This window comes from Paenibacillus kobensis NBRC 15729 (genome assembly GCF_004000825.1).
GTDB classification, from domain to species: Bacteria; Bacillota; Bacilli; order Paenibacillales; family Paenibacillaceae; genus Paenibacillus_T; species Paenibacillus_T kobensis.
The window spans coordinates 1-20,917 of sequence record NZ_BILZ01000072.1 but is presented as its reverse complement, the minus strand read 5'-3'; the positions used below and the strand labels follow the sequence as shown (position 1 = coordinate 20,917).

18 protein-coding genes are annotated in these 20,917 nt (G+C 53.4%); 15 read left to right on the top strand and 3 right to left on the bottom strand.

Features of this window, described 5'->3' with window-relative positions:
• From PKO01S_RS25650 to PKO01S_RS29070, 8 genes are all read left to right on the top strand, one after another.
• Nucleotides 1-1,309: S-layer homology domain-containing protein (locus PKO01S_RS25650; protein ID WP_164779768.1), on the top strand; the 1,309-nt coding region annotated here is incomplete at its 5' end.
• 274 nt (nucleotides 1,310-1,583) lie between these two features.
• Complete coding sequence (locus tag PKO01S_RS25645) at nucleotides 1,584-1,772, top strand: hypothetical protein (RefSeq protein ID WP_127534296.1); 189 nt, start codon at nucleotides 1,584-1,586, stop codon at nucleotides 1,770-1,772.
• 132 nt (nucleotides 1,773-1,904) lie between these two features.
• Complete coding sequence (locus tag PKO01S_RS25640; protein ID WP_127534295.1) at nucleotides 1,905-2,807, top strand: helix-turn-helix transcriptional regulator; 903 nt, start codon at nucleotides 1,905-1,907, stop codon at nucleotides 2,805-2,807.
• Between the two features lie 3 nt (nucleotides 2,808-2,810).
• Nucleotides 2,811-3,779, top strand: a complete 969-nt coding sequence (locus PKO01S_RS25635; RefSeq protein ID WP_127534294.1) for a cysteine peptidase family C39 domain-containing protein — start codon at nucleotides 2,811-2,813, stop codon at nucleotides 3,777-3,779.
• A gap of 15 nt (nucleotides 3,780-3,794) precedes the next feature.
• Nucleotides 3,795-4,754 (top strand): hypothetical protein, encoded by a 960-nt coding sequence (locus tag PKO01S_RS25630; RefSeq protein WP_127534293.1) that lies wholly within the window; start codon nucleotides 3,795-3,797, stop codon nucleotides 4,752-4,754.
• Nucleotides 4,755-4,791: 37 nt separating this feature from the next.
• A complete protein-coding gene (locus tag PKO01S_RS25625; protein WP_246070738.1) occupies nucleotides 4,792-5,787 on the top strand; it encodes a GNAT family N-acetyltransferase in 996 nt (331 codons plus the stop codon).
• A gap of 159 nt (nucleotides 5,788-5,946) precedes the next feature.
• Entirely contained in the window at nucleotides 5,947-6,366 is a 420-nt protein-coding gene (locus PKO01S_RS25620) for a hypothetical protein (protein ID WP_127534291.1), read from the top strand.
• 317 nt (nucleotides 6,367-6,683) lie between these two features.
• Complete coding sequence (locus PKO01S_RS29070; RefSeq protein ID WP_174818612.1) at nucleotides 6,684-9,527, top strand: endo-1,4-beta-xylanase; 2,844 nt, start codon at nucleotides 6,684-6,686, stop codon at nucleotides 9,525-9,527.
• Between the two features lie 395 nt (nucleotides 9,528-9,922).
• Here the strand turns inward: PKO01S_RS29070 and PKO01S_RS25605 are convergent, their stop codons facing one another.
• Nucleotides 9,923-10,537, bottom strand: a complete 615-nt coding sequence (locus PKO01S_RS25605) for a PadR family transcriptional regulator (protein ID WP_127534290.1) — start codon at nucleotides 10,535-10,537, stop codon at nucleotides 9,923-9,925.
• 6 nt (nucleotides 10,538-10,543) lie between these two features.
• Entirely contained in the window at nucleotides 10,544-12,130 is a 1,587-nt protein-coding gene (locus tag PKO01S_RS25600; RefSeq protein ID WP_127534289.1) for an MDR family MFS transporter, read from the bottom strand.
• A 232-nt stretch (nucleotides 12,131-12,362) separates the two neighbouring features.
• On the opposite strand from PKO01S_RS25600, the gene PKO01S_RS25595 reads away from it, so the two are divergent.
• Entirely contained in the window at nucleotides 12,363-13,484 is a 1,122-nt protein-coding gene (locus PKO01S_RS25595) for a peptidylprolyl isomerase (RefSeq protein ID WP_246070737.1), read from the top strand.
• Between the two features lie 57 nt (nucleotides 13,485-13,541).
• A complete protein-coding gene (locus tag PKO01S_RS29170) occupies nucleotides 13,542-13,970 on the top strand; it encodes a WGxxGxxG family protein (protein WP_127534288.1) in 429 nt (142 codons plus the stop codon).
• A gap of 75 nt (nucleotides 13,971-14,045) precedes the next feature.
• On the opposite strand, the gene PKO01S_RS25585 is transcribed toward PKO01S_RS29170, so the two are convergent.
• Nucleotides 14,046-15,485 (bottom strand): SpoVR family protein, encoded by a 1,440-nt coding sequence (locus PKO01S_RS25585; protein WP_127534287.1) that lies wholly within the window; start codon nucleotides 15,483-15,485, stop codon nucleotides 14,046-14,048.
• A gap of 191 nt (nucleotides 15,486-15,676) precedes the next feature.
• Between PKO01S_RS25585 and PKO01S_RS25580 the strand changes: the two genes are divergently transcribed.
• The 5 genes from PKO01S_RS25580 to PKO01S_RS25560 all read left to right on the top strand — a co-directional run.
• Nucleotides 15,677-16,165, top strand: coding sequence for a hypothetical protein (locus PKO01S_RS25580; protein ID WP_127534286.1), 489 nt, complete (start codon nucleotides 15,677-15,679; stop codon nucleotides 16,163-16,165).
• Between the two features lie 143 nt (nucleotides 16,166-16,308).
• Nucleotides 16,309-17,607 (top strand): NCS2 family permease, encoded by a 1,299-nt coding sequence (locus PKO01S_RS25575; RefSeq protein WP_127534285.1) that lies wholly within the window; start codon nucleotides 16,309-16,311, stop codon nucleotides 17,605-17,607.
• A 265-nt stretch (nucleotides 17,608-17,872) separates the two neighbouring features.
• Nucleotides 17,873-18,199 carry a hypothetical protein gene (locus PKO01S_RS25570; protein ID WP_127534284.1) on the top strand — a complete coding sequence of 109 codons (327 nt, stop codon included), beginning with the start codon at nucleotides 17,873-17,875 and terminating at the stop codon, nucleotides 18,197-18,199.
• Nucleotides 18,200-18,813: 614 nt separating this feature from the next.
• A complete protein-coding gene (locus PKO01S_RS25565; RefSeq protein ID WP_127534283.1) occupies nucleotides 18,814-19,992 on the top strand; it encodes an exonuclease SbcCD subunit D in 1,179 nt (392 codons plus the stop codon).
• On the top strand, nucleotides 19,989-20,917 hold a 929-nt coding region (locus PKO01S_RS25560), incomplete at its 3' end, for an AAA family ATPase (RefSeq protein WP_164779766.1). The genes PKO01S_RS25565 and PKO01S_RS25560, both read left to right, overlap by 4 nt.

Sequence of the window (20,917 nt, the reverse complement as noted above, 5' to 3'; positions counted from 1 at the left end):
ATCTGCTCCGGCAGCACCGAATGTGACTGCTGATGATGCAACATCTGAAACTACAAGCTCAGGCATGAATGTGCTTATTAATGGCAAGGCGGAAAAAATAGGGACAGCAACAACGACCACAGTGGATAATAGGCAAGTCACGACCATTACGGTTGACCAGAAGAAACTGGAGGAAAAGCTTGAGGCTGAAGGTCAAGGAGCAGTGGTGACCCTAATAGTAACACCGCAGGTGAACGATGTGATTAGCCAGTTCAACGGTCAAATGGTCAAAAACATGGAGGGTAATCAAGCCGTTCTGGTGATCAAAACAGGACCGACAACTTACACACTCCCTGCGCATCAACTCAACATTGACGCCATATCCGATCAGATCGGCCAATCCGTCAGCTTGCAAGATATTAAGGTTATGATTGAAATCTCAGAGCCGACAGCAGCTATGGTGAACGTGGTCGAGAATGCAGCGCAGAAAGGAACCTTCACTCTCGTAGCTCCGCCGATCAGCTATACAATCAAGGGTACGTACGGGGATCGGACTATTACGATTGAGAAGTTCGATGCTTACGTGGAACGGACCATCGAGATTCCTGACGGGGTGGATCCAAACAAAATCACAACAGGCGTTGTCGTAGATCCAGATGGGACTGTCCATCATGTACCGACCAAGATTATAATGAAAGACGGCAAATATTACGCGGTCATCAACAGCTTGTCGAATAGTACGTATGCGCTAGTATGGCATCCAATTGAATTCGACGATGTGGCAAACCATTGGTCGAAGAAGGCCGTCAATGACATGGGATCGCGAATGGTTATCGGCGGTACGGGGAACGGACAGTTCAATCCAGATCGCAACATCACTCGTGCCGAGTTCGCGGCAATCCTTGTTCGCGGCCTGGGGCTTAAACTGGAGAGCGGGGATTCTGTATTCACGGATGTGAAGGCGTCGGATTGGTTCAGCAGCTACATTAATACCGCTTATGAATATAAGTTGATTAATGGATATAGCGATGGTTCCTTCGGTCCGAATGACAACATCACGCGCGAACAAGCGATGGCGATGATCTCCAAAGCTATGACCATTACGAGTTTAAAGGCAGAGCTGCCTGTTCAATCCGTAGAGATAACTCTTCATCCTTATATGGATGCAGCGAAAGCTTCGGAATGGGCAATAAGCAGTATAGCGGACAGTGTACAGTCCGGCATTGTGACAGGTAGAATGAGTGCGGAACTTGCGCCGAAGGCATTTATTACAAGAGCTGAAGTGGCGGTTATTATCCAACGTCTGCTTGAGAAATCCAACTTAATTTAATTTCACTTTTACAAAGAACGGGTATCCTGCTTTGGCTCGCAAGAGCCAGGCGGGATGCCCGTTCTTTAATACTAAGTTTGCGGACCTCGAATGGTTCATGGCTTTCGGGGTATTTCTTTCCAATGATGAATGAGCTAACTTTTAATCACTCACATGCGACAAAGATATTTACACTGGATGAAGTGGTACGACATTCTATGTCGTACCGCTTTTTGTATGATGAGAGAGCAAACAAGCAAGACCAACACTCGATCGACAAGGGGATGTCCACACAATGGTAAAAACAAAACGGGGCCGCGTACTTTGGAGCATGCCTTCCCGAGGCCGGGGCACTTGCCCGGTATGCCGCGCAACGCGCATTAAGCTGCTGTATCCGCGTACGCAAACCGGCGGAACGGGAGTAAAGGTGTGCAAAAGATGCCAGAACGCATCCGCAGCCGCAATAGATGCGATTACGGTTTAAGCTAGCCGCGCGATAAGGAAAAGTCCGCTCGTTCTGTACGGCGGATTTTTCTATGAAAACAGTTGCCAATCGGTTCATTTCCGGTACGCTTATAGAAGAAGGAAGAGCGAATGCCCGGGAGGGGACGAAAGCTTGAGCAACACGCACCGCATTCAATGGTTCGACCAACAAATTAGAGAGTCGCGTTATCCGAACAGCGGCCATCTCGCGGAGCAGTTCGAAATATCCAGGCGGCAAGCGCAGCGCGATATTGAATATATGGCGGAATCGCTGCGGGCGCCGCTCATGTACGACGCGAAGCGGCGCGGATATAAGTACGAGGACAATACCTATATGCTGCCGCTGCTCTATATGACCGATGATGAGAAGCAGGTGCTGAAATATTTGGTGCACCGGTACCGCCAATACAATTACGATCACGCGGATGCGGCCCATCGAGTCGCTCTTCTGCTCGACCGGTTCACGGACGAGGCGGAGTCGGAACTATACGGGCGATTGCCGGTGTTCTACGCCGATCCGAAGCGGATGCAGACGGTGCTCATGCTGACGGAGGCGATCAAGCAGTCGCGCGCGGTCGATATCGTCTATGAAGGACGTTGTCTCAGCATTCAGCCGCTCAGACTGCGAAGCCGTTACAATGAAGATTACGTGGAAGCATACTCGGAGCAGGATGGGGAGCAGCGGCAGTTCCGGCTGTCGGCTATCGAGCAAGCTGCTCTGACTAACCGTTCGTTCACGGACCAGCCTCTCCCTACTCCTTCGGCAGCGCAGGGAGAGGCGCCTATTCGCAAGCCGTTCGTCGCGAAGGTAAGGCTGCATCATCCATTAAACGGAAGTTCATGGAACGGATTCACTGCCGTTGCCGGGAGAGACGAGGACGGCTTGCAATACGAGATTGAATTTTATGATACGGACGCATTCCTGCGGCAACTGATGGCTTCCGAATGGGCAGAGCTGCAGTCCCCGAAATGGTTGAAGGAGAAGCTGAAGCGGGCGGCATCAGAATTGCTAGCGCGTTTGAATACGGAGGCATAGACGATGTCAGGCATCTATTTGCACGAAATCAACATGAAGCGGGAATCGAAGTCGTTCACGGATGCGCTCTATGCAGTGCTGACGGCAGCCGGATTGTTCGAAGGGCCGAAATATATGCTGTCCGGGCTTTCTGGCATGGCGTTCAAATTTACCGTTCACGAGCAACTGCTTCCTTTCTCGGTCACCGCTTACGGACAGTGGGGGCTCGAGCATGGACCTGCAATTGATAACCTTGGCCTGTGGACGGCATTCGACGCTGGCCGCACACGTCATCCGACGTTCCGTTTTTATCAACAGGATGCCCTCCGCTGGATCCGAGAAAGCTTGGATCGTGGCGTAGGCGTCATCTATTGGATTCCCGAGTTCGGCGTCATTCGCGGTTACGATGACGATGACGGCGTATTTTACGTGCAGAACGGCTGGTCGGAGGACGATGAGATCGTGCTGTACGACAACATGGGGATTAACTTCACTCCATTCTGGTATGTGCGCGTGTTCGCCGAACGCGTGGAGGTGCCGCTCGATCAGCAGGTGCTCGAATCGGTCCGGCTCGCGATTCACGATTGGGATACTCCGTTCAAGACGCTGCCGGACAAAGCTATCGCTTCCGGGAAGCTGGCTTATATGTTTCTGGCACAGGGACTGGAGAGCGGACAGTTCGATGAAGGCGGAGCGAAGTACATTATCGATTCATATAAATACTCTCGGCTTGAGATCAAGCAGTATCTAGCGGATGTGAGGACATTGTGGCCGGAGCTTGATCAAGCCTATTCGTTCTATGCAGAGCTCGCAGAGGCGGTGTCGGATATCGGTCTCGGGCAAGACGGCGGAATATCCCGGGCTATCGAACGGCTTCGCCTAGCAGAGAAGCTGGAAGACCTGGCGGTGGATCAATTCCGACTGCTGTCCGCACAGTACCCCGACCTGAAACGGTCGATCGTGACGAGATGGAGCGCGCATACGGCAAGATAGCGGAGGAGAATGACGATGAATACAGATGCACTTCACATAATGTCATCGCGTAAGTCGACCTATCCGCGTTCTTACGTCGATGCGATGCACACCATACTGACGAAAGCTGGCTGGATGGATTGCACGAGACCGATGCTGTCCGGCATGACCGTGAACGGTTTTCGCTTCTCGGTGAATCGGCGGCTGTCGGAGGAATCGCCTACTGCATACAACTGGCATGCGGAGCATTTTCTAGCGGCGGATTTTATCGGGGTGACATGCTCGTCGAGCATGGGCTTTAACTTCGTGCCGACCTTTCCTTTGTACCGTAAGCAGGCAATCCTAGATATAAAAGCCTCTATCGATCGGGGGATTGGCGCGATTATTTGGCATGAAGGTTTTGTCGTTGCAGAGACGTACGATGATCAAGATGGAGAAGGCGCCCTCCTTTACTCGGATGGTTTTTCAGAGCAGCTTCAGCGTCTGTCGTATGCAGCATTCGGCGGGGGCCCGTCTCCGTATTGGTATTATCAAGTAATGGAGAGCCGCATATCGATGGACGATGCTGCTGTGATCAAGGAATCGTTTCTTCAAGCGATTTTCAAATGGGAGACGCACGATCTGACGCTGCCGGAGCAAGATTATGCATGCGGACGAGCAGCTTATGAGGCGATTATTAATGCATTGGAAAGCGGCGATTATGACCGGGAAGGCGCTAAGGTGACGTTCGATTATTACGAGGAAGCGAAGCGGGATATTTCCGTTTATATGCGGGAAGCGGAGCTGCCGCACCTTGCGACTGGCGCTGCAGCGGCTTGCTATGAGCAAGTAGCGGAGCTGTTCTCGCACATTATCGGCACAGATATAGAAGATTCGGAACGATTGTGCCAATTATTCCGGGAAGCGCTGCAAGCGGAGGAGCAGGCTATAAAGCAGCTGCGTCTGCTCGTTCGGGAAGAGGCTGACAACCGGTTCCATGATATTGGACTGAGATAAATAGAGAGATCGAAGAAGGAGAATGCGGTTGAATCAGGTGATGTTGCGGGAGCTTAATCTGCCCGAGGACTACGAGCTGTTAGCGGAGTTGCTGAACACGTGGCTGTCGGAGCCGACGACGGCGGAACGGCTGAAGCAAGAGGATGATCAGATGTTTACCGTTGGCGACACGTACAAGGATGCGGACGGACGGCTTGCAGGCTATGACCGGACGCGAATGGTTGCGGTCGATGAACGTGACCGAATCGTCGGATTCGTCTCGACATGGCGGGCGCCATGGACAGAGCCGGGCGTATTGAACAATACGTTTCTAGTGGCGGAGGATAGCCGCGGGCAAGGAATCGGGGATGCTCTGTATTGCCATGCCGCTGAATGGGGAACTATGCTCGGGGCGGATACGCTCTACTCGGAAGTGTGGGATGACTGCCCGGAGTCGGTCCGCTTCGCGGAACGAAGAGGGTTCCGTAAGGACCGCCATATGTTCCAGTCGGTGCTGCAGCTTGACGGATTCAATCCGAACGACGAAGAGGATAAGCTTACGCTGGAACGGTTGACTGGTGGTGGCATCCGATTGACGACGCTGGCGGAGGAGTCCGGCGAAGCAAGCGAGCGGAATCTGCATGAGCTGTACTGCGAGACATTGCCTGATATTCCGGGATATGTCGGAGAAGTGCCGTACTTCGAAGAGTGGCGCAAATGGCATCTTGCTGTAGAAGGCTATGCGGAAGATAGGGTTCTGATTGCCGCTGACGGCGACCGGTATATCGGCGTATCGAACGTGCTCTACAACGAGCAAACGAATGGGATGTACCACGAATATACAGGCGTTAGCGGGGCTTACCGTGGCAGAGGAATTGCTTTGGGGTTGAAAATAGCAGCCGCACGTCTCGCCCATCAGCGCAACGCCAGCTACATTCGGACAGATAACGACTCGTTGAACGGTCCGATTCTAAGCATTAACCGCAAGCTCGGTTACGAGCCGCTTCGCGGTAAATACCGGATCGTTGCGCAGCTTGGCGAAACGAGATTGTAAAAATGATCGGCAGCATGCGCCAGTACGCGTGCTGCCTTTTTTGTCCGTCAGAAGATGACTCGTGAATCCAGAATAGCCTGACTGCCTGGCTGGGCACATTATCCAGAGAGGGAACGCTGACATCTTCGAATTCATTTACGGGAATTGGGGGGCGAATAGATGGAAAAAGGAATCGCTAATTTGTCCTTGGAATATGTAGAAGAATCATATGATAATCCAAAAGTTATTACTCTCTATGCTGATGGTAATCTCATAGTCGATAAACAGGATCTACGTGAAAATATGAATTATAGTATTTCCGCTGCAACGATAAAAATCGTTATAGAGAGTATTAAAAATAAAGGAATTAAGCATAAACTTTTATTTTACCTCCTTTCAATTTTAGATATCTATAATGGTTTTGGACTAAAGAGTATTGTTCATTCAAGAATGAGATATGTATTAATTCTAAAAGTCACAGGCAATGAAGCATACATAACCGTTAAGTTTGATGCTGAACAGACGAAAGACCCCTTTTCAATAAGGAAGTCGAATCATGTAGAAGTCGTCAGTTGGGAGAAAACAACAAGGAATAAATAAGACCTCGCTTTTATTCATAAGCGTTAATGTCCCTTGCGCCGCCTTAAACCTAAGGCGGTTTTTTTGTCTGTAATCAACATTAAGATTTAAAAAAGTACAAAAAATGACAGTCGAATAGTCATATTTGTGCATAGACCATTATTTTCATTCGCTGTACGTTCAGAGTACAGCGAGAATGTCAGATGAGGACCATCTTCCTTGTCCATTGCTGGTTGGCTCGAAAGGAGGAGAACGAGGAAGAGTGTTGTAGGTGGACGGATGGGAAGAGACAGGCGTTTATTCCTAAACTATTGCGAATTGACGGGAGGAAATAAGTAGTGAAGAAGCTAGGCATGATCGCATTAAGCGCGTTGATCGCCCTTGCTATTATTGTACCGCCGAAGAGTGCAACCCCTGTAGCGAGCGCGGATACGGTCAAAGTCACGAACGGATTCGAAGACGGCACGCTGCAGGGCTGGGGGCCTCGGCTCGGTACCGAGACGGTAACCGTCGTCGGCGCGGCAGGCGCAAGAACCGGATCGCAGGGCATGTTCGTCGACACGCGCACACAGAACTATCATGGCGCGAGCAAAGATTTGACGTCGCTGCTGAATTTGGGCATTAACTATACGGTCCGCGGCTGGGTGAAGCTGCCGAACGGTTCGGGAAATACCAACGTTACGATGTCGATGCAGAGAACGGAAGGCACGACGACGAACTACGAGAACCTCGCTACGCAATCGGTGACCTCCAACGGATGGGTCAAGCTGGAAGCGTCGTACCGCTTGAGCGCTGTTCCAGACGCTATCTCCGTTTACTTCGAATCATCGTCGGCAACCCAATCGTTCTACGTGGACGATTTCGAGGTGGTCGAAATTACGCCGCCGGCGATCGAGACGAGTATTCCTTCGCTGAAGACGGTATTCGCGAACGATTTCCCGATCGGAACCGCCATTCTGAATGACGAAATGTTCGGCCCGAACGGCGATCTGCTCACGAAGCACTTTGCCAGCATTACACCGGGCAACAACTTGAAGTGGGATGCGACGGAACCTGTGGAGAACGAGTTCCATTTTGATGGACCGGATGCGGTCATTCAGTTCGCCCAAGACCATAACATGAAGGTTCGCGGTCATACGCTCGTCTGGCACAGCCAAGCGCCGGATTGGATTTTCCGTGATGCGAACGGCAATCTTGTATCGAAGACGGTCTTGTATGCGCGTCTGAAGAATCATATCGATACGGTCGTAGGCCGTTATAAAGGCAAGATCTATGCATGGGACGTTGCGAACGAAGTGATCGACGAGTCGCAGCCGAACGGCATGCGCAACAGCTTGTGGTATCAGATCGCAGGCGAAGAGTATATCGAGAAAGCGTTCGAATATGCGCACGCAGCCGATCCGAACGCGAAGCTGTACATTAACGATTACAACACGCACATTCCTCAGAAGGCACAATTCCTGTACGACCTTGTAAAGCGTTTGAAAGCGAAAGGCGTGCCGATTGACGGCGTCGGCCATCAAACGCACATTAACATTGAATATCCGCAATTGAGCCAAATCGAAGATTCGATCGTGAAATTCTCCGATCTTGGCGTCCTGCAGGACATTACCGAGCTGGACATGAGTATTTACAACAACAACGGCACGAAATACGACACGCTGTCGACAACGCTGGCGCAGCAGCAAGCGACTCGTTATAAAGCGTTGTTCGATATTTTCGTGAAACATAAAGATTTGCTGTCGAACGTCATTTTCTGGGGTCAAGACGATGGCCATACGTGGCTGCGCACTTATCCAACGACGCGGAACGATTGGCCGCTTCTGTTCAATGAACAACTGCAATCGAAGCCGGCATTCTGGTCGCTGGTAGGCAATCCGAATGCGGTGCCGGCAGCTCCGACGGGCTTGACAGCAACAGCGGGCAACGGCTCGGTATCGCTGGCATGGACGGCATCGACCGGTGCAACCTCTTATAATGTGAAGCGCGCGGCGACGAGCGGCGGTACTTATACGACGGTTGCAACAGGCGTGACAGGGACGACCTATACGAATACGTCGCTGACGAACGGCACGACGTACTACTATGTCGTGACGGCGGTGAATGCGACTGGCGAAAGCACGGCATCGACGCAAGCAAGCGCAACGCCGACGGCAGGCGTATCGGTACCGGCAGTACCGACGGGCGTAACGGCAACGGCGGGCAATGGCTCGGTCACGCTGGCGTGGACGGCATCGAGCGGCGCGACGTCTTATAACGTGAAACGCGCGACGACGAGCGGCGGTCCGTACACGACGGTAGCAACGGCAGTAACGGGCACGACGTACACGAACAGCTCGCTGACGAACGGTACGACGTACTACTATGTCGTCACGGCGGTGAACTCGGCAGGCGAGAGCACGTCATCGGCGCAAGCAAGCGCGACGCCGGCGGCGGTCGTAACGGTACCGGCAGCACCGACGGGCGTAACGGCAACGGCGGGCAATGGCTCGGTCACGCTGGCATGGACGGCATCGAGCGGCGCGACGTCATACAACGTGAAACGCGCGACGACGAGCGGCGGTCCGTACACGACGGCAGCAACGGCTATAACGGGCACGACGTACACGAACAGCTCGCTGACGAACGGCACGACGTACTACTACGTCGTCACGGCTGTGAACTCGGCAGGCGAGAGCACGGCATCGGCGCAAGCAAGCGCGACGCCGACGGGCGGCACGACCACGACTTCGAGCCTCGTCCTGCAATACCGTGCGGGCGACACGAATGTGAACGACAATGCGATTAAGCCGTTCTTCAACATTAAGAACACGGGCACGACACCGGTCAACCTGAGCGGCTTGAAAATCCGTTACTACTTCACGAAGGACAGCAGCGCAGCGCTCAATTCGTGGGTCGATTATGCGGTGGTCGGCGGGGCTAACATCAGCCGTACGTTCGGCACGGCATCGGCAACGGGCGCGGATACGTACATTGAGCTGAGCTTCTCGGCTTCCGCGGGCGTCATTCAGCCAGGCGGCCAATCCGGTGAAATCCAGCTCCGCATCAGCAAGTCGGACTGGTCGAACTTCAGCGAAGCGAACGACTACTCGTTCGATGCGACGAAGAACACGGCCTTCGCCGACTGGAACAAAATTACGCTGTACCAAGACGGCGTAAAAGTATGGGGCTTGGAGCCGTAAAAGGAATGGATTCAACCCGTCCGAATGTGATTCGGGCGGGTTGTTTTTGGTAGATGCCGACCGACGTTGCCGTTCGCACAGCTGTTGTTCTCCGGTGATGCTTACCGCGCACAAACTTGTAACGAATCCTATAGCGCTTATTTTGCCGGATAGGGCTAGTTATAGAAGCTAGCGAATCCCAGCGTGCTTATTTGGTCCCAAAGTGGAGAAAAGCTACCCAAAACGACGAAATAAGGCTCGTCAGATTCGTTACGTTGCGGAAACGCCAAATAATGGGCAAATAGCGTTCATATGATTCGTTAGCGCGCAGGGGGATAGCCGGAACAAACCAAAAACTCCCGAACCAAAGTTCGGGAGTCTAACAAGCTTGTGCAATGCGCAGCTCGAGAATGCGGTTAATCGTGACCCCATTCCGCCATCTTCTTCGTGTAAGCGTCGAGCAGCTCGGGCGTCCATTTGGGCCCCTCGAACAGCTCGCCCGACTGGGCGGAGGCGATGAGTTGTTCGAGCCATTGGCGCTCGATCTGGCTGAAGCGGATAATGCCTTCGATCATCTTCACGGAGCCGCCGGGCAAGTATTCGCCTTTCATCTCAAGCACCTCGTTCAGCCGCTCCTGGCGTGCATCGCAATTGGCGATTTGCGCTTCAAGGAGCGGCAGTACCGCGTCCACTTGACCGTGCCGGACGAACGGCAGCGCCATCAATACCGGATGCTGCGGGTAAGCGTTCTGACGCATTTGCTCGTACAGCAGCTTTTGGAATGCGGATTGGCCGGCATCCGTAATGCGGAAAATCGTTTTGTCCGGACGGTTGTCGCCTGGGACAGGAACCACTTCCGCTGCTTCGATCAGGCCGTCATCGCGCAGTTGGTCGACCGCATAGTAGAGCGAGCCGTCGCGCAGCTTGAACGCTTCATTCCAGCCGCGCGCTTTGATCGTCTGGCGGATTTCGTACGGATGCTTGTCGCCCTCCATGAGCAGGCCGAGAACGAACAATCTCATCGACGACATCCGCGATCAACCTTTCTGATAGGAAGGATCCGGTTTGCCGGTACCGCCTGCGCCTTGTGGTCCGGAGCCCGGAGCGCCTTGCTGGCCTTGCTGTCCGACGATGAGACGAGCGCGGCCCATCATGAGCACGAATACGAATGCGATAACCGGCAGCAGCGCCGCCCATTGGAAGACGAAAATAATCGAGTCCGAAAGCTTGCCAAGCATCAAGTTGACGACTTCCGCCGGAATTTTCATTTGTGCTTGAACGGCTGGGTCGAGCAGCGCTTGACCGCCTTTGATTTTCTCTGCCATTTCGGCGCTCATGTTCGGCAGCGCGCCGATGCTCGATTGAAAATCATGCTTCTGAAGCGCGCCGAACACGGTGATGCCGAGTGCGGAACCGATCGTCCGGAAGAACATGATGAGTGACGATGCGGAGCCTTTGTACTGCGGCGGAACCGCGTTCAGCGTCGAAATGTTAAGCAGCGAGAACGATACGCCCATGCCGAGACCGACGATGATCATATAGACCGTAATGAGGGCGCGGCTCGTATCTTGATCCATCGCGAAGCCGAGCAGCGACGTGCCGACGATCAGCGTAATCGCAGAGACGACCATGATGCTGCGGTATGCGAATTTGTTCGCGATGCGGCCGCCGATTTGTGCACTCACGACGACGCCGAGCATCATCGGGATGAGGACGGTACTCGTCTCCGTTGCTGTTTTGTGGAAGACGCCTTGGATGAAGATCGGAATGTACGAAGCGCTTGCGATCATAATGCCGCCATACAACAGGCAGATCATCATGCTGCTCGTGAACAGCTTCGAGCCGAACAGCGTCAGCTTGATGATTGGATCTTTTGCTTTCAACTCGGCCAGTAAGAACAGCGCGATGAAAACAGCAGCGCCGACGAAGAGCAGGATCGTCTTGAACGAATCCCAAGCCCAGCCATCCGTGCCGCCAAGCTCAAGCCCGAACATGAGGAGCAGAATCGATGCGGTCAGCGTAATCGCGCCCAGCCAGTCGATATTTTGCTTACGCGTGTTCTTCGTTTCGTGATAGCCCTTCATAATGAACAGGACGGCGAGGATACCGATCGGAACGTTAATGTAGAAAATCCAGCGCCACGACATGTTGTCCGTAATAGCGCCGCCCAGAATCGGGCCGAATACGCTGGAGATGCCGAATACGGCGCCGAACAGACCCATCATTTTGCCGCGCTTCTCAGCAGGGAACGTGTCGAAAATAATGGTGAATGCGATCGGCATGAGCGCACCGCCGCCGATGCCCTGAATGGCACGGAATACGATGAGCTGTTCCATATTTTGTGCTAATCCGCATAATACGGAGCCGGCAACGAACAGAACGAGTCCGGCGAGAAAATACCGTTTGCGTCCGTACATGTCGGACAGCTTGCCGATGATCGGCGTCGAGACGACCATGGCGATCATGTAGGCGGAGTACACCCAAATGAAGCTTTCAAAACCGCCGAGCTTCTTAATAATGGTCGTCATTGCCGTCGATACGATCGTCTGATCGAGCGAGGCCATGAACAATCCGAGAAGCAGGCCGGCAACGACCAGCTTCACACTGCTATTTTTAGCGTCCATCTTCAACTTCCTTTCGTGATCGATATGTCGATCGACCGTTACTCAAATTTGATTACCTTTGCTTATTATACTCAAATTTGAGTTCGATACAACCATCTTTTTGAAAGGATGGATTCCGGAAATTTGAAAGCGATTTCTTGACAGCGTCAAAGGGTGAACCTAATCTGGTATAGAACGCTAGCTATGATCATACATGCGGGAAGCCACAATTAATCGAGGAGAAAGAGGGAAGATGATGAGAACGTTCAAGGCGAGACATTTGATCGTATCATTTATGGCGGGGTCGGTGTTTTTTAGCGGGATCGGCTACGCGGCAAGCAATGCCAAGATCGAGGCTTTATTGTCACCGGTGAAATATTTTTTTGACGGCGTAGAGAAGAAAGCACCGGACAAGCAGCAGGGCATCAACTATAACGGTACGACGTATGTCCCCCTGCGGTTCGTAGCAGAATCGCTTGGACAGCAGGTCCGATATGACAGCAAGCAAGGTTCGATTTATATCAGTCCGAAGCAAAAAGGCAAACCTTTCGCCGACGGATCTTCCGCTGTGGCGAAGGTGAACGGCATCGGCATTTCGGAGCATTCGTTGTATGAAACGTTGCTGAAAGGCGGAAACGGCATAAGCGCGCTCGACCGTTTGATCGTAGACGAGCTCCTCAAGCAAGAGGCGGACAAGAACGGAATCGTCATTTCGAGTGCTGATCTGGATAAGGAACTCGCGCTGCTCAAGGAAAATTTCGGCTCGGAAGAAGAGTTCAACCAAGCGCTTGTGCAGTATGGCATGACGCTGGAAGATTTGCAGCCGGATCTGCTTCAACAAGCCCGGCTGCGCAAGCTGCTGCAGCCTAAAGTGAAGATTACGGATCAAGACATTCAGACTTATTACGACCAGAATAAAGCCTCATTCGAGACGCCGGAGCAGGTTCGCGCCTCGCATATTCTTGTCACGACGAAGGAAGAAGCGGAACAGATTGCGTCGAAGCTGAAGAACGGCGGCGACTTCGCCGCAATAGCGAAAGCGCAATCGTTAGATACCGGCTCGAAGGAACAGGGCGGCGATTTAGGGTATTTTGAGCGGGGCGCTATGGTGGCTGAGTTCGAGGATGCTGCCTTCTCGCTGAAGGCTGGCGAAGTTAGCGGGCCTGTCCAGACCACGTTCGGCTACCATATTATTAAAGTAACCGACCATAAGGCGGCAGTGAAGCCAACGCTCGAGGAAGCGAAGCCGCGCATTGTTCAGGAGATGACTAGCCAACAAATTTATACGCTGTCGCAGGCGCTAGTACAGGAGCTTCGGGAGAAAGCGAAGATTGAGAACAGCTTGACCGACAGCGGCAAGACGGCAGGAAAGTAACAAGCAAACGATTAAATGCATGGGCAGGAACGTAAATAATGCTTGCGGCTTCGTCGTATGAGTCTTTTTCAAATCGGCACAATAAAGAGGAAATTCATTCTCGATGTATCGGAGCTGATTATTCAGATGACGAAGATCGCCATGTATGCACTGACTGGCTGCTTAGCGGCAACGTTTGTTGCAGGAAGTGCGGAAGCTGCTGATTATACGGCAAGAACACCGTCAGACCTTGAAGACATCGCTTACCAGAATCAGGTGTACAATCGCAGCGGCACGATATATAACAACGGAGCAGACGGATTTAATGCTTACAGTACAAACCGCCACGAAATAAATACGGGCAACCATTATAATAACGGGACATACCGGACACGCGCATTGACGGATAATAACGACCGCGGATTTGACTGGGGTTGGCTTGGTCTGCTTGGTTTATTAGGATTGGCTGGAATGAGAAGCCGAAGCCGGGAACGTGATCGGGCATAGATTTCGAAACAAGAACAAGAACAAGAACCAACGGTTGCACGATGCGCTGCCGTTGGTTCTTGTTTCTGTAAGGGGTCAAATAAACTTCCGGCTCGTCTTCTTCCCGTCGCAGCTGAATACGATCTTCTTATCTTCGATGATCGTCTCGAGGTGGATCGACTTGCCCCACAGCTGCACAATGTAAGGGAGGGTGCGCTCGAGGTATTTCAGATCAAGTTCGACGCCCTCGTAACGATGCTTCAAGTACATTTCGCCAATCCGGTTGAAATCGCCGTCCTGGACGACAAGCGATGGGAAGCCTCCGTTGACGCGGGACACGACGAGCTGGTCGCGGATGTTTTCCCACGTTTTGTCGGTAATTTTCCACTCTGGACCTTTCTTCTCGAACACGTACAGATCGAGATCCTTCACGAGCTTCTTGTCGAGATAGTTGCGCAGGAATGAAATGTCCGAGTCCTCTTCGCGCACTTCAAAAATTTTCTCCCGTCCCCGTCCCGGCTTCATGCCGAACCGGTCGCGCTCCTCCTGCGTTGGATTGTCCCAGCGGTTCTCAATATGCTCGAAAATCTTCAGCCCGAGATAATACGGATTGAGCGTATGGCGCGACGGGACGACAACCGAGCTGTTCAGCTTCGCGAACTCGATCGTTTCCTCGCTCGTCAGATCCAGCTCGCGAATGATGCGCTGATGCCAGTAGGAGGCCCAGCCTTCGTTCATAATTTTCGTCTCCAACTGAGGCCAGAAGTAGAGCATTTCGTCGCGCAGCATCGACATAATGTCGCGCTGCCAATCCTCCAGAACCGTGGAGTACTCCTCAATGAACCAGATCAGATCCTTCTCCGGCTCCGGGGGGAACCGCTTCGTATGCGTATCCGCCGATTCATCCGCCGACTTGTCATCGTCCAGCGACCAAATATCATCATAAGCGCTAACCGATTCCGATAGGTTGGCTGACCGTTTGCTCTCCTTCATCAACAGTTCGATATACCGCGTCTTGTCGAGGTTGTACGGCTTAATAATCGTCGGGTCGACATGCTCTTGGATGGCGAGCACGGCATCGATAAATTTCTCCACCCGCTCAGTTCCATATTCCAACTCGTACTGCTGTACACGCTCTGCCGTGGCGGACATGCTCTCGACCATGTTGCGGTTCGTTTGGCTGAAACGGGCGTTGTTCTTGAAAAAGTCGCAGTGCGCAAGCACGTGAGCGACGATCAGCTTGTTCTGGATGAGGGAGTTGCCGTCAAGGAGGAACGCGTAGCACGGATTCGAGTTAATGACGAGCTCGTAAATTTTGCTGAGACCGAAATCGTACTGCATCTTCATCTTGTTGAACGTCTTGCCGAAGCTCCAGTGGCTGAACCGTGTCGGCATGCCGTACGCCCCGAATGTGTAGATGATGTCTGCGGGACAAATCTCGTAGCGCATCGGATAAAAGTCGAGACCGAACCCTTGGGCAATTTCGGTAATTTCATCGATCGCCCGTTCGAGCTGGCGTATTTCGTCTTGTTTCATCGGCGTGATCCCTCCGAGCGAGAAAATAACGTTTCATACCATAGGTATGTCTTCACGGAGTGGGATATGCTTGGGGCTGGCGCCGGAATGTACGGCGTCAGCTTTTTTGCCGGGAGCAATTTCGAAACTGATCGGCATGAAACTTTTGACAGCATCCGAGCGTTCAATTGTCTAGAAGGGGGCTGCAGAAGATGTCTACTCCAGCGACCATGCAGAAGACAATGAATGGCGTTCATTATTACTGGGCGCATTTTTTTGCGATAATACTATCCACGATGCTTAGCACCATCCTGTATTCAAGCTTGTGGCTGCACGCGAACGAGGAAGAATTCGGGCTTATGTTCGTTGTGTTCGGCTTGTTCACTCTTGCAGGGGGCATCCCGTGCTCGCTGCTGATCGAACATTACCTGAAACGAAATAACATCTATGTCTATGCGGTCAAAGCGGTGCTGTATCCCGCTGCGGGCGTGCTGCTTGTCTATCTCTTCATCCAGTTGATCGGCGGCACGGCTCGCTTATTGTTCTACTCGTATACAGGCACTTTGATGGTCTATGCAGGCTTGCTGCAGAGTTGGGTATACTTCTTGTTTTATTCGGTTATTTGCTTTCTGGTAAGACGTTCTTTGCAGAGGCGGGATGGCCTGGTTGGCGAAGAAGCGTCCGAGGCAAGCGAGGAATAGAGTGACGATGCAGGTCATACAAGTCAAGCGCGGTCAAACTTATAATTAGTGGCGGACTCTTTACGAGTAATAAATGGTTCGGTTGGACATTGATATAGACATCCGAAATGCATTTATTGCCTGTTATGGGGAGGCTGTACCGTATGGACCGTTTGTTTCAAATCACTGCTAGAGGCAGCCGCATCTCGACTGAACTGCTGGCCGGAGTGACGACGTTCCTGACGATGGTGTACATCGTGATCGTCAATCCGGGCATTCTGAGCGAGGCGGGCATGGATTTCCACGGCGTCTTCGTCGCGACGGTGCTGGCAAGCATTATCGCAACGCTCATTATGGCACTTGCCTCCAACTATCCGATCGTCATTGCGCCCGGCATGGGTCTGAACGCTTACTTCGCGTTCAGCGTCGTCGGAGGAGAAGGCGTCTCATGGCAGATCGCATTAGGCGCTGTCTTCGTCGCGGGCGTGCTGTTCGTTCTGCTATCGTTAACCTCGTTCCGCTACATGCTGCTCGATGCGATCCCGACCGGGCTGAAGCATGCGATAACGGCCGGCATCGGCTTGTTCATCACCTTCATAGGGCTGCAAAAAGCGAGCATCATCGTCGCCTCGCCGTCGACGCTCATTACGCTCGGTACCTTGTCGGAGCCGATGACATACCTGACGATCATCGGATTGATGATATCGCTTATTCTCATGTCGTACCGTGTCCAGGGCTATCTGTTCATTGGCATGATTATTACGGCGATCCTCGCTTGGATTATGGGGCTGCTCGACATGCCGGCCACGTTCGCCGCGATGCCGAGCGGCTTGAATGCCACCGCCTTCCAACTGGATATCGCTGGGGTGTTCGAGGAAGGCTTGTACGCGGTCATCTTCACCTTCTTGCTCATTACGCTGTTCGATACGACCGGCACGATGTTAGGTGTTGCGGAGCAAGCGGGTTTGTTGAAGGACAACAAATTTCCGCGCTCCAGAGGCGCTCTCATGGCGGATGCAGTCGGCACAGCGAGCGGCGCGCTTCTCGGCACAAGTCCGACGTCGGCTTACATCGAATCGAGCGCAGGCGTCGCAGTAGGCGGCAGGACAGGGCTGACGGCGGTAACGGTCAGCGTGCTGCTGGCATTGACGCTGTTCTTCTCGCCGACCGTTGCCGTACTGGCCAACATTCCTGCGATTACAGCACCGGCGCTTATTATCGTTGGATTTCTGATGATCAACGTGCTGCGCCAGATCGAATGGAACGACATCGAGGAAGCGTTCCCTGCTTTTCTGATCGTCGTGCTGATGCCTCTCACATACAGCATCGCGACCGGAATCGGCATCGGCTTTATCGCCTACCCGATTCTGAAGCTCATCCGAGGCAAGGGCAGAGATGTTCATCCGATTTTGTACGTGTTCGCCGTATTGTTTTTTGTGCAGATCGTGTTTTTTAACCACTAGAAGAGAAGACCGCAAGCAGCCCGCTCTCCGCTCAGGAGGAGCGGGTTATTCTATTAGGCGCGAACAGCGTGGTACTATGGGATTTAGAACTGCCAAAGTTATCCATTCGCTGCTGCGATTAGTGGCAAGCAAGAATGACTATTGAGCGAATGGAGCGGTAGCAATGAAACGGGTATATCAAGCGTGGCTTCTATTTCTCACGGTTTTTGGATCGTCTTTTATAAGCGCGTTGATATTACATTTGGCGAGTGGAGAAGCGTTTGGGATGTTTGTGTTGGGGATCTCCTATTTTACAATTCTATTCGGCGTGCCGTGCTCGCTCATTATCCGCATTGTGATCAGACGCAAAGACCGTCTCGGGTATATCCTTCAAGGTGCGCTACATATCATTGCGGGCTTTGCCATCGTATTAGTAACGAATGCGGACAAGTTATCAGACGGAGATTGGACAGACTGGATCGAGCTGATCGGGGACGGCGGGACGTTGTTAATCGCTGCGCAAGCTGGGGTTTTTTATGCGGTGTATTTCCTCATGCGACACTCGCTCCATATGGATGACCCGATGTGGGGGAAAGAACGTGAAGTACAATGAAAGAGGCTGTCGCGTTGGAAAGATAGGGTTCGTTGTATTGCATACTTGGAGAGATGATGGATAAAGGTTGAATCGCGGCATTAGGCGGTTGAGCCTTTTTCGTCGTTGTCATGCTAGCGAACTGGAGAAGCCTTATTTGGCGCCAAATAGCCCTTTTCGGATTCTAACGAATCGAGCAAACGCTATTCAGCCTATAAAGTGGAAAAACAGGCGATTGTGGGGCAAATAAGGATTCCTGGGTTCGTTACGCGTTCGATTATGTCAATTTCCCTTTAATAAGGTCGCTAGGGTTCGTTAGATCGATCGTGACCCTCTCATGACGGAGCGAGAATTGTGATTCGTAAGACCTCTCCTCCCTCGTGCGGGAGGCAGTTGCTATCGGTCGCACCTCGTTCAGGAGCGGGTTGGGATCCGTAAGACCGTGCACCTCATGTTGGCGGAATGCAGGCTGCTTGTTTTTTGATCCACATCGACTCTTAGTCTCCATTTCCAGCAAAACATTTGTTCGCTTGACTGCCATCTGTCTTGAACATGGGCTACAATAGAATAGCGATATTGAATGCTAGATAATCAGACCAACTCATAGATTAATATACAATGGAGCGTGACCTACGATGAAGCTGTTTCACACGGCCGACTGGCATCTCGGCAAGCTCGTCCAAGGCGTCTATATGACGGACGACCAGCGCTTTGCGCTCGAGCAATTCGTACAAGCTGTAGCGGAAGAGAAGCCCGATGCCGTCATTATTGCCGGCGATCTGTACGACCGCGCGATCCCGCCGACGGAGGCGGTCGAGCTGCTCGATGAGCTGCTGCGCAAGCTCGTCATGGAGCTCGAAACGCCGGTGCTGGCGATATCGGGCAACCATGACAGCCCGGACCGTCTCGACTTCGGCACCCGGCTGATGGAGAGCCGCGGACTGCATCTTGCCGGCCGGCTGCGCCGGGAGCTGAAGCCGGTCGTCCTGCGGGACGAGCATGGCGAAGTTCATTTTTACCTCATTCCCTATGCGGACCCGTCGCAAGTGAGGCTGACGATGGAGGACGAGGCGATCCGGTCGCATGACGACGCGATGAGGGCTATTGCTGCTGCGATTGAAGCGGATGCCGATCCGAAAGCGCGGCGCGTATTCGTCGGACATGCGTTCGTTACGGTGGGCGGCGAGCCGCAGCCGAACACAAGCGAATCCGAGCGGCCGCTCGCGATAGGCGGTGCGGAGCATGTCAGTGCGGCGCATTTTGCCGGCTTCCACTATACGGCGCTTGGCCATCTCCACCAGGCTCATCACGTCGGAGACGAACGAATCCGGTATTCGGGCTCGCCGCTGAAGTATTCGATCTCGGAGGAAAATCACCGCAAAGGCTGGCTTGTCGTCGAGATTGACGCAGATGGCGGCATTACGGTGGAGAAGCGCGAGCTGAAACCGCAGCGCGACATGCGACGCGTGTCAGCGCCGATCGAAGAGATTGAGACGGCGCATCAGTCCAGCGACGACTATGTGTTCGTCACGCTGCTGAACGACAATCCGGTACTGTTCCCGATGGAGAAGGTACGGGCCGTCTATCCGAACGCACTGCATGTCGAGCGGCGGCTGAAGACGGCGCGGATTGAACGGGAGGACGGAGCGGCTGAGGACGGCGCAGCCGAAAGCCGGCGGAGCGCTGATCCGGCCCAGTTGTTCGCCTCTTTTTACCGCGAAGTGAAGGGCATTGAGCTCGAGGACGGGAAGCGGAAGCTGTTCGAAGAGACGTTCATGGACGTTCTGAAGTCGGAAGGGGGCGGCGCGCAATGAGACCGATTAAGCTGAGACTGACTGCTTTCGGACCGTACCGTGACGGAGAGACGATCGATTTCACGGAGCTTGGCGACCGCCGGCTGTTCGTGATTTCGGGCAACACGGGCGCTGGCAAAACGACGATCTTCGATGCGATCTGCTTCGCCTTGTATGGGGCGGCGAGCGGCGAGGACCGCGCGGAAATCCGGATGCTGCGAAGCCATTTTGCCGATGACGAGACGTTCACGACGGTTGAATTCGACTTCGCGGTCGGGAAGCGTTCGTACCGGGTTGTTCGTCAAATGGCGCACAAGAAAGCGGGCAACAAGAGCGAGACGCCAGGTAAAGCGGAATTGTACGAGACGACGTCCGGGGAGTTGGTGCCATGTGTCGACCGGTTCATGGTAACCGATGTGAATGCGAAGCTGGAGTCGATTATCGGTTTAACGAAGGATCAATTCAATCAGATCGTCATGCTGCCGCAGGGGGAATTCCGCAAGCTGCTGACGAGCGATACGGAGAATAAAGAAGATATACTGCGCCGCATCTTCCGTACGGACTTGTTCCGCAAGCTGGAGGAGCGGTTCCAGCAGCAGCACCGCGAGCTGAAGGACGAGGCTTCGAAGGCGCGGACGCGGCTGGACGTCATGATCGGCCAAGCCGGCGAGACGCTGCCGGTACGCGCGGACAGCGCGCTGGCGGCCGTGTTGGCGCAGCCGTACCGCAGCCCGGCGCAAATGCTGGACGCGCTTGCGCAGGAGGCGGCGATGTACCGCGAAGCGGCTGGCGCGGCGGAAGGCCGCAAGACGCAAGCGGCGGAGCGGCTCGGCGCCGAGGAGGCGCGGCTTCGCGAAGCGCTTGCGCTGAACGGCCGCTTCGCGGAGCTGGCGAAGCGGCAGGCGCACGCGGCCGAGCTGGCGCAGCAGCGGCCGGAGGCGGAGGC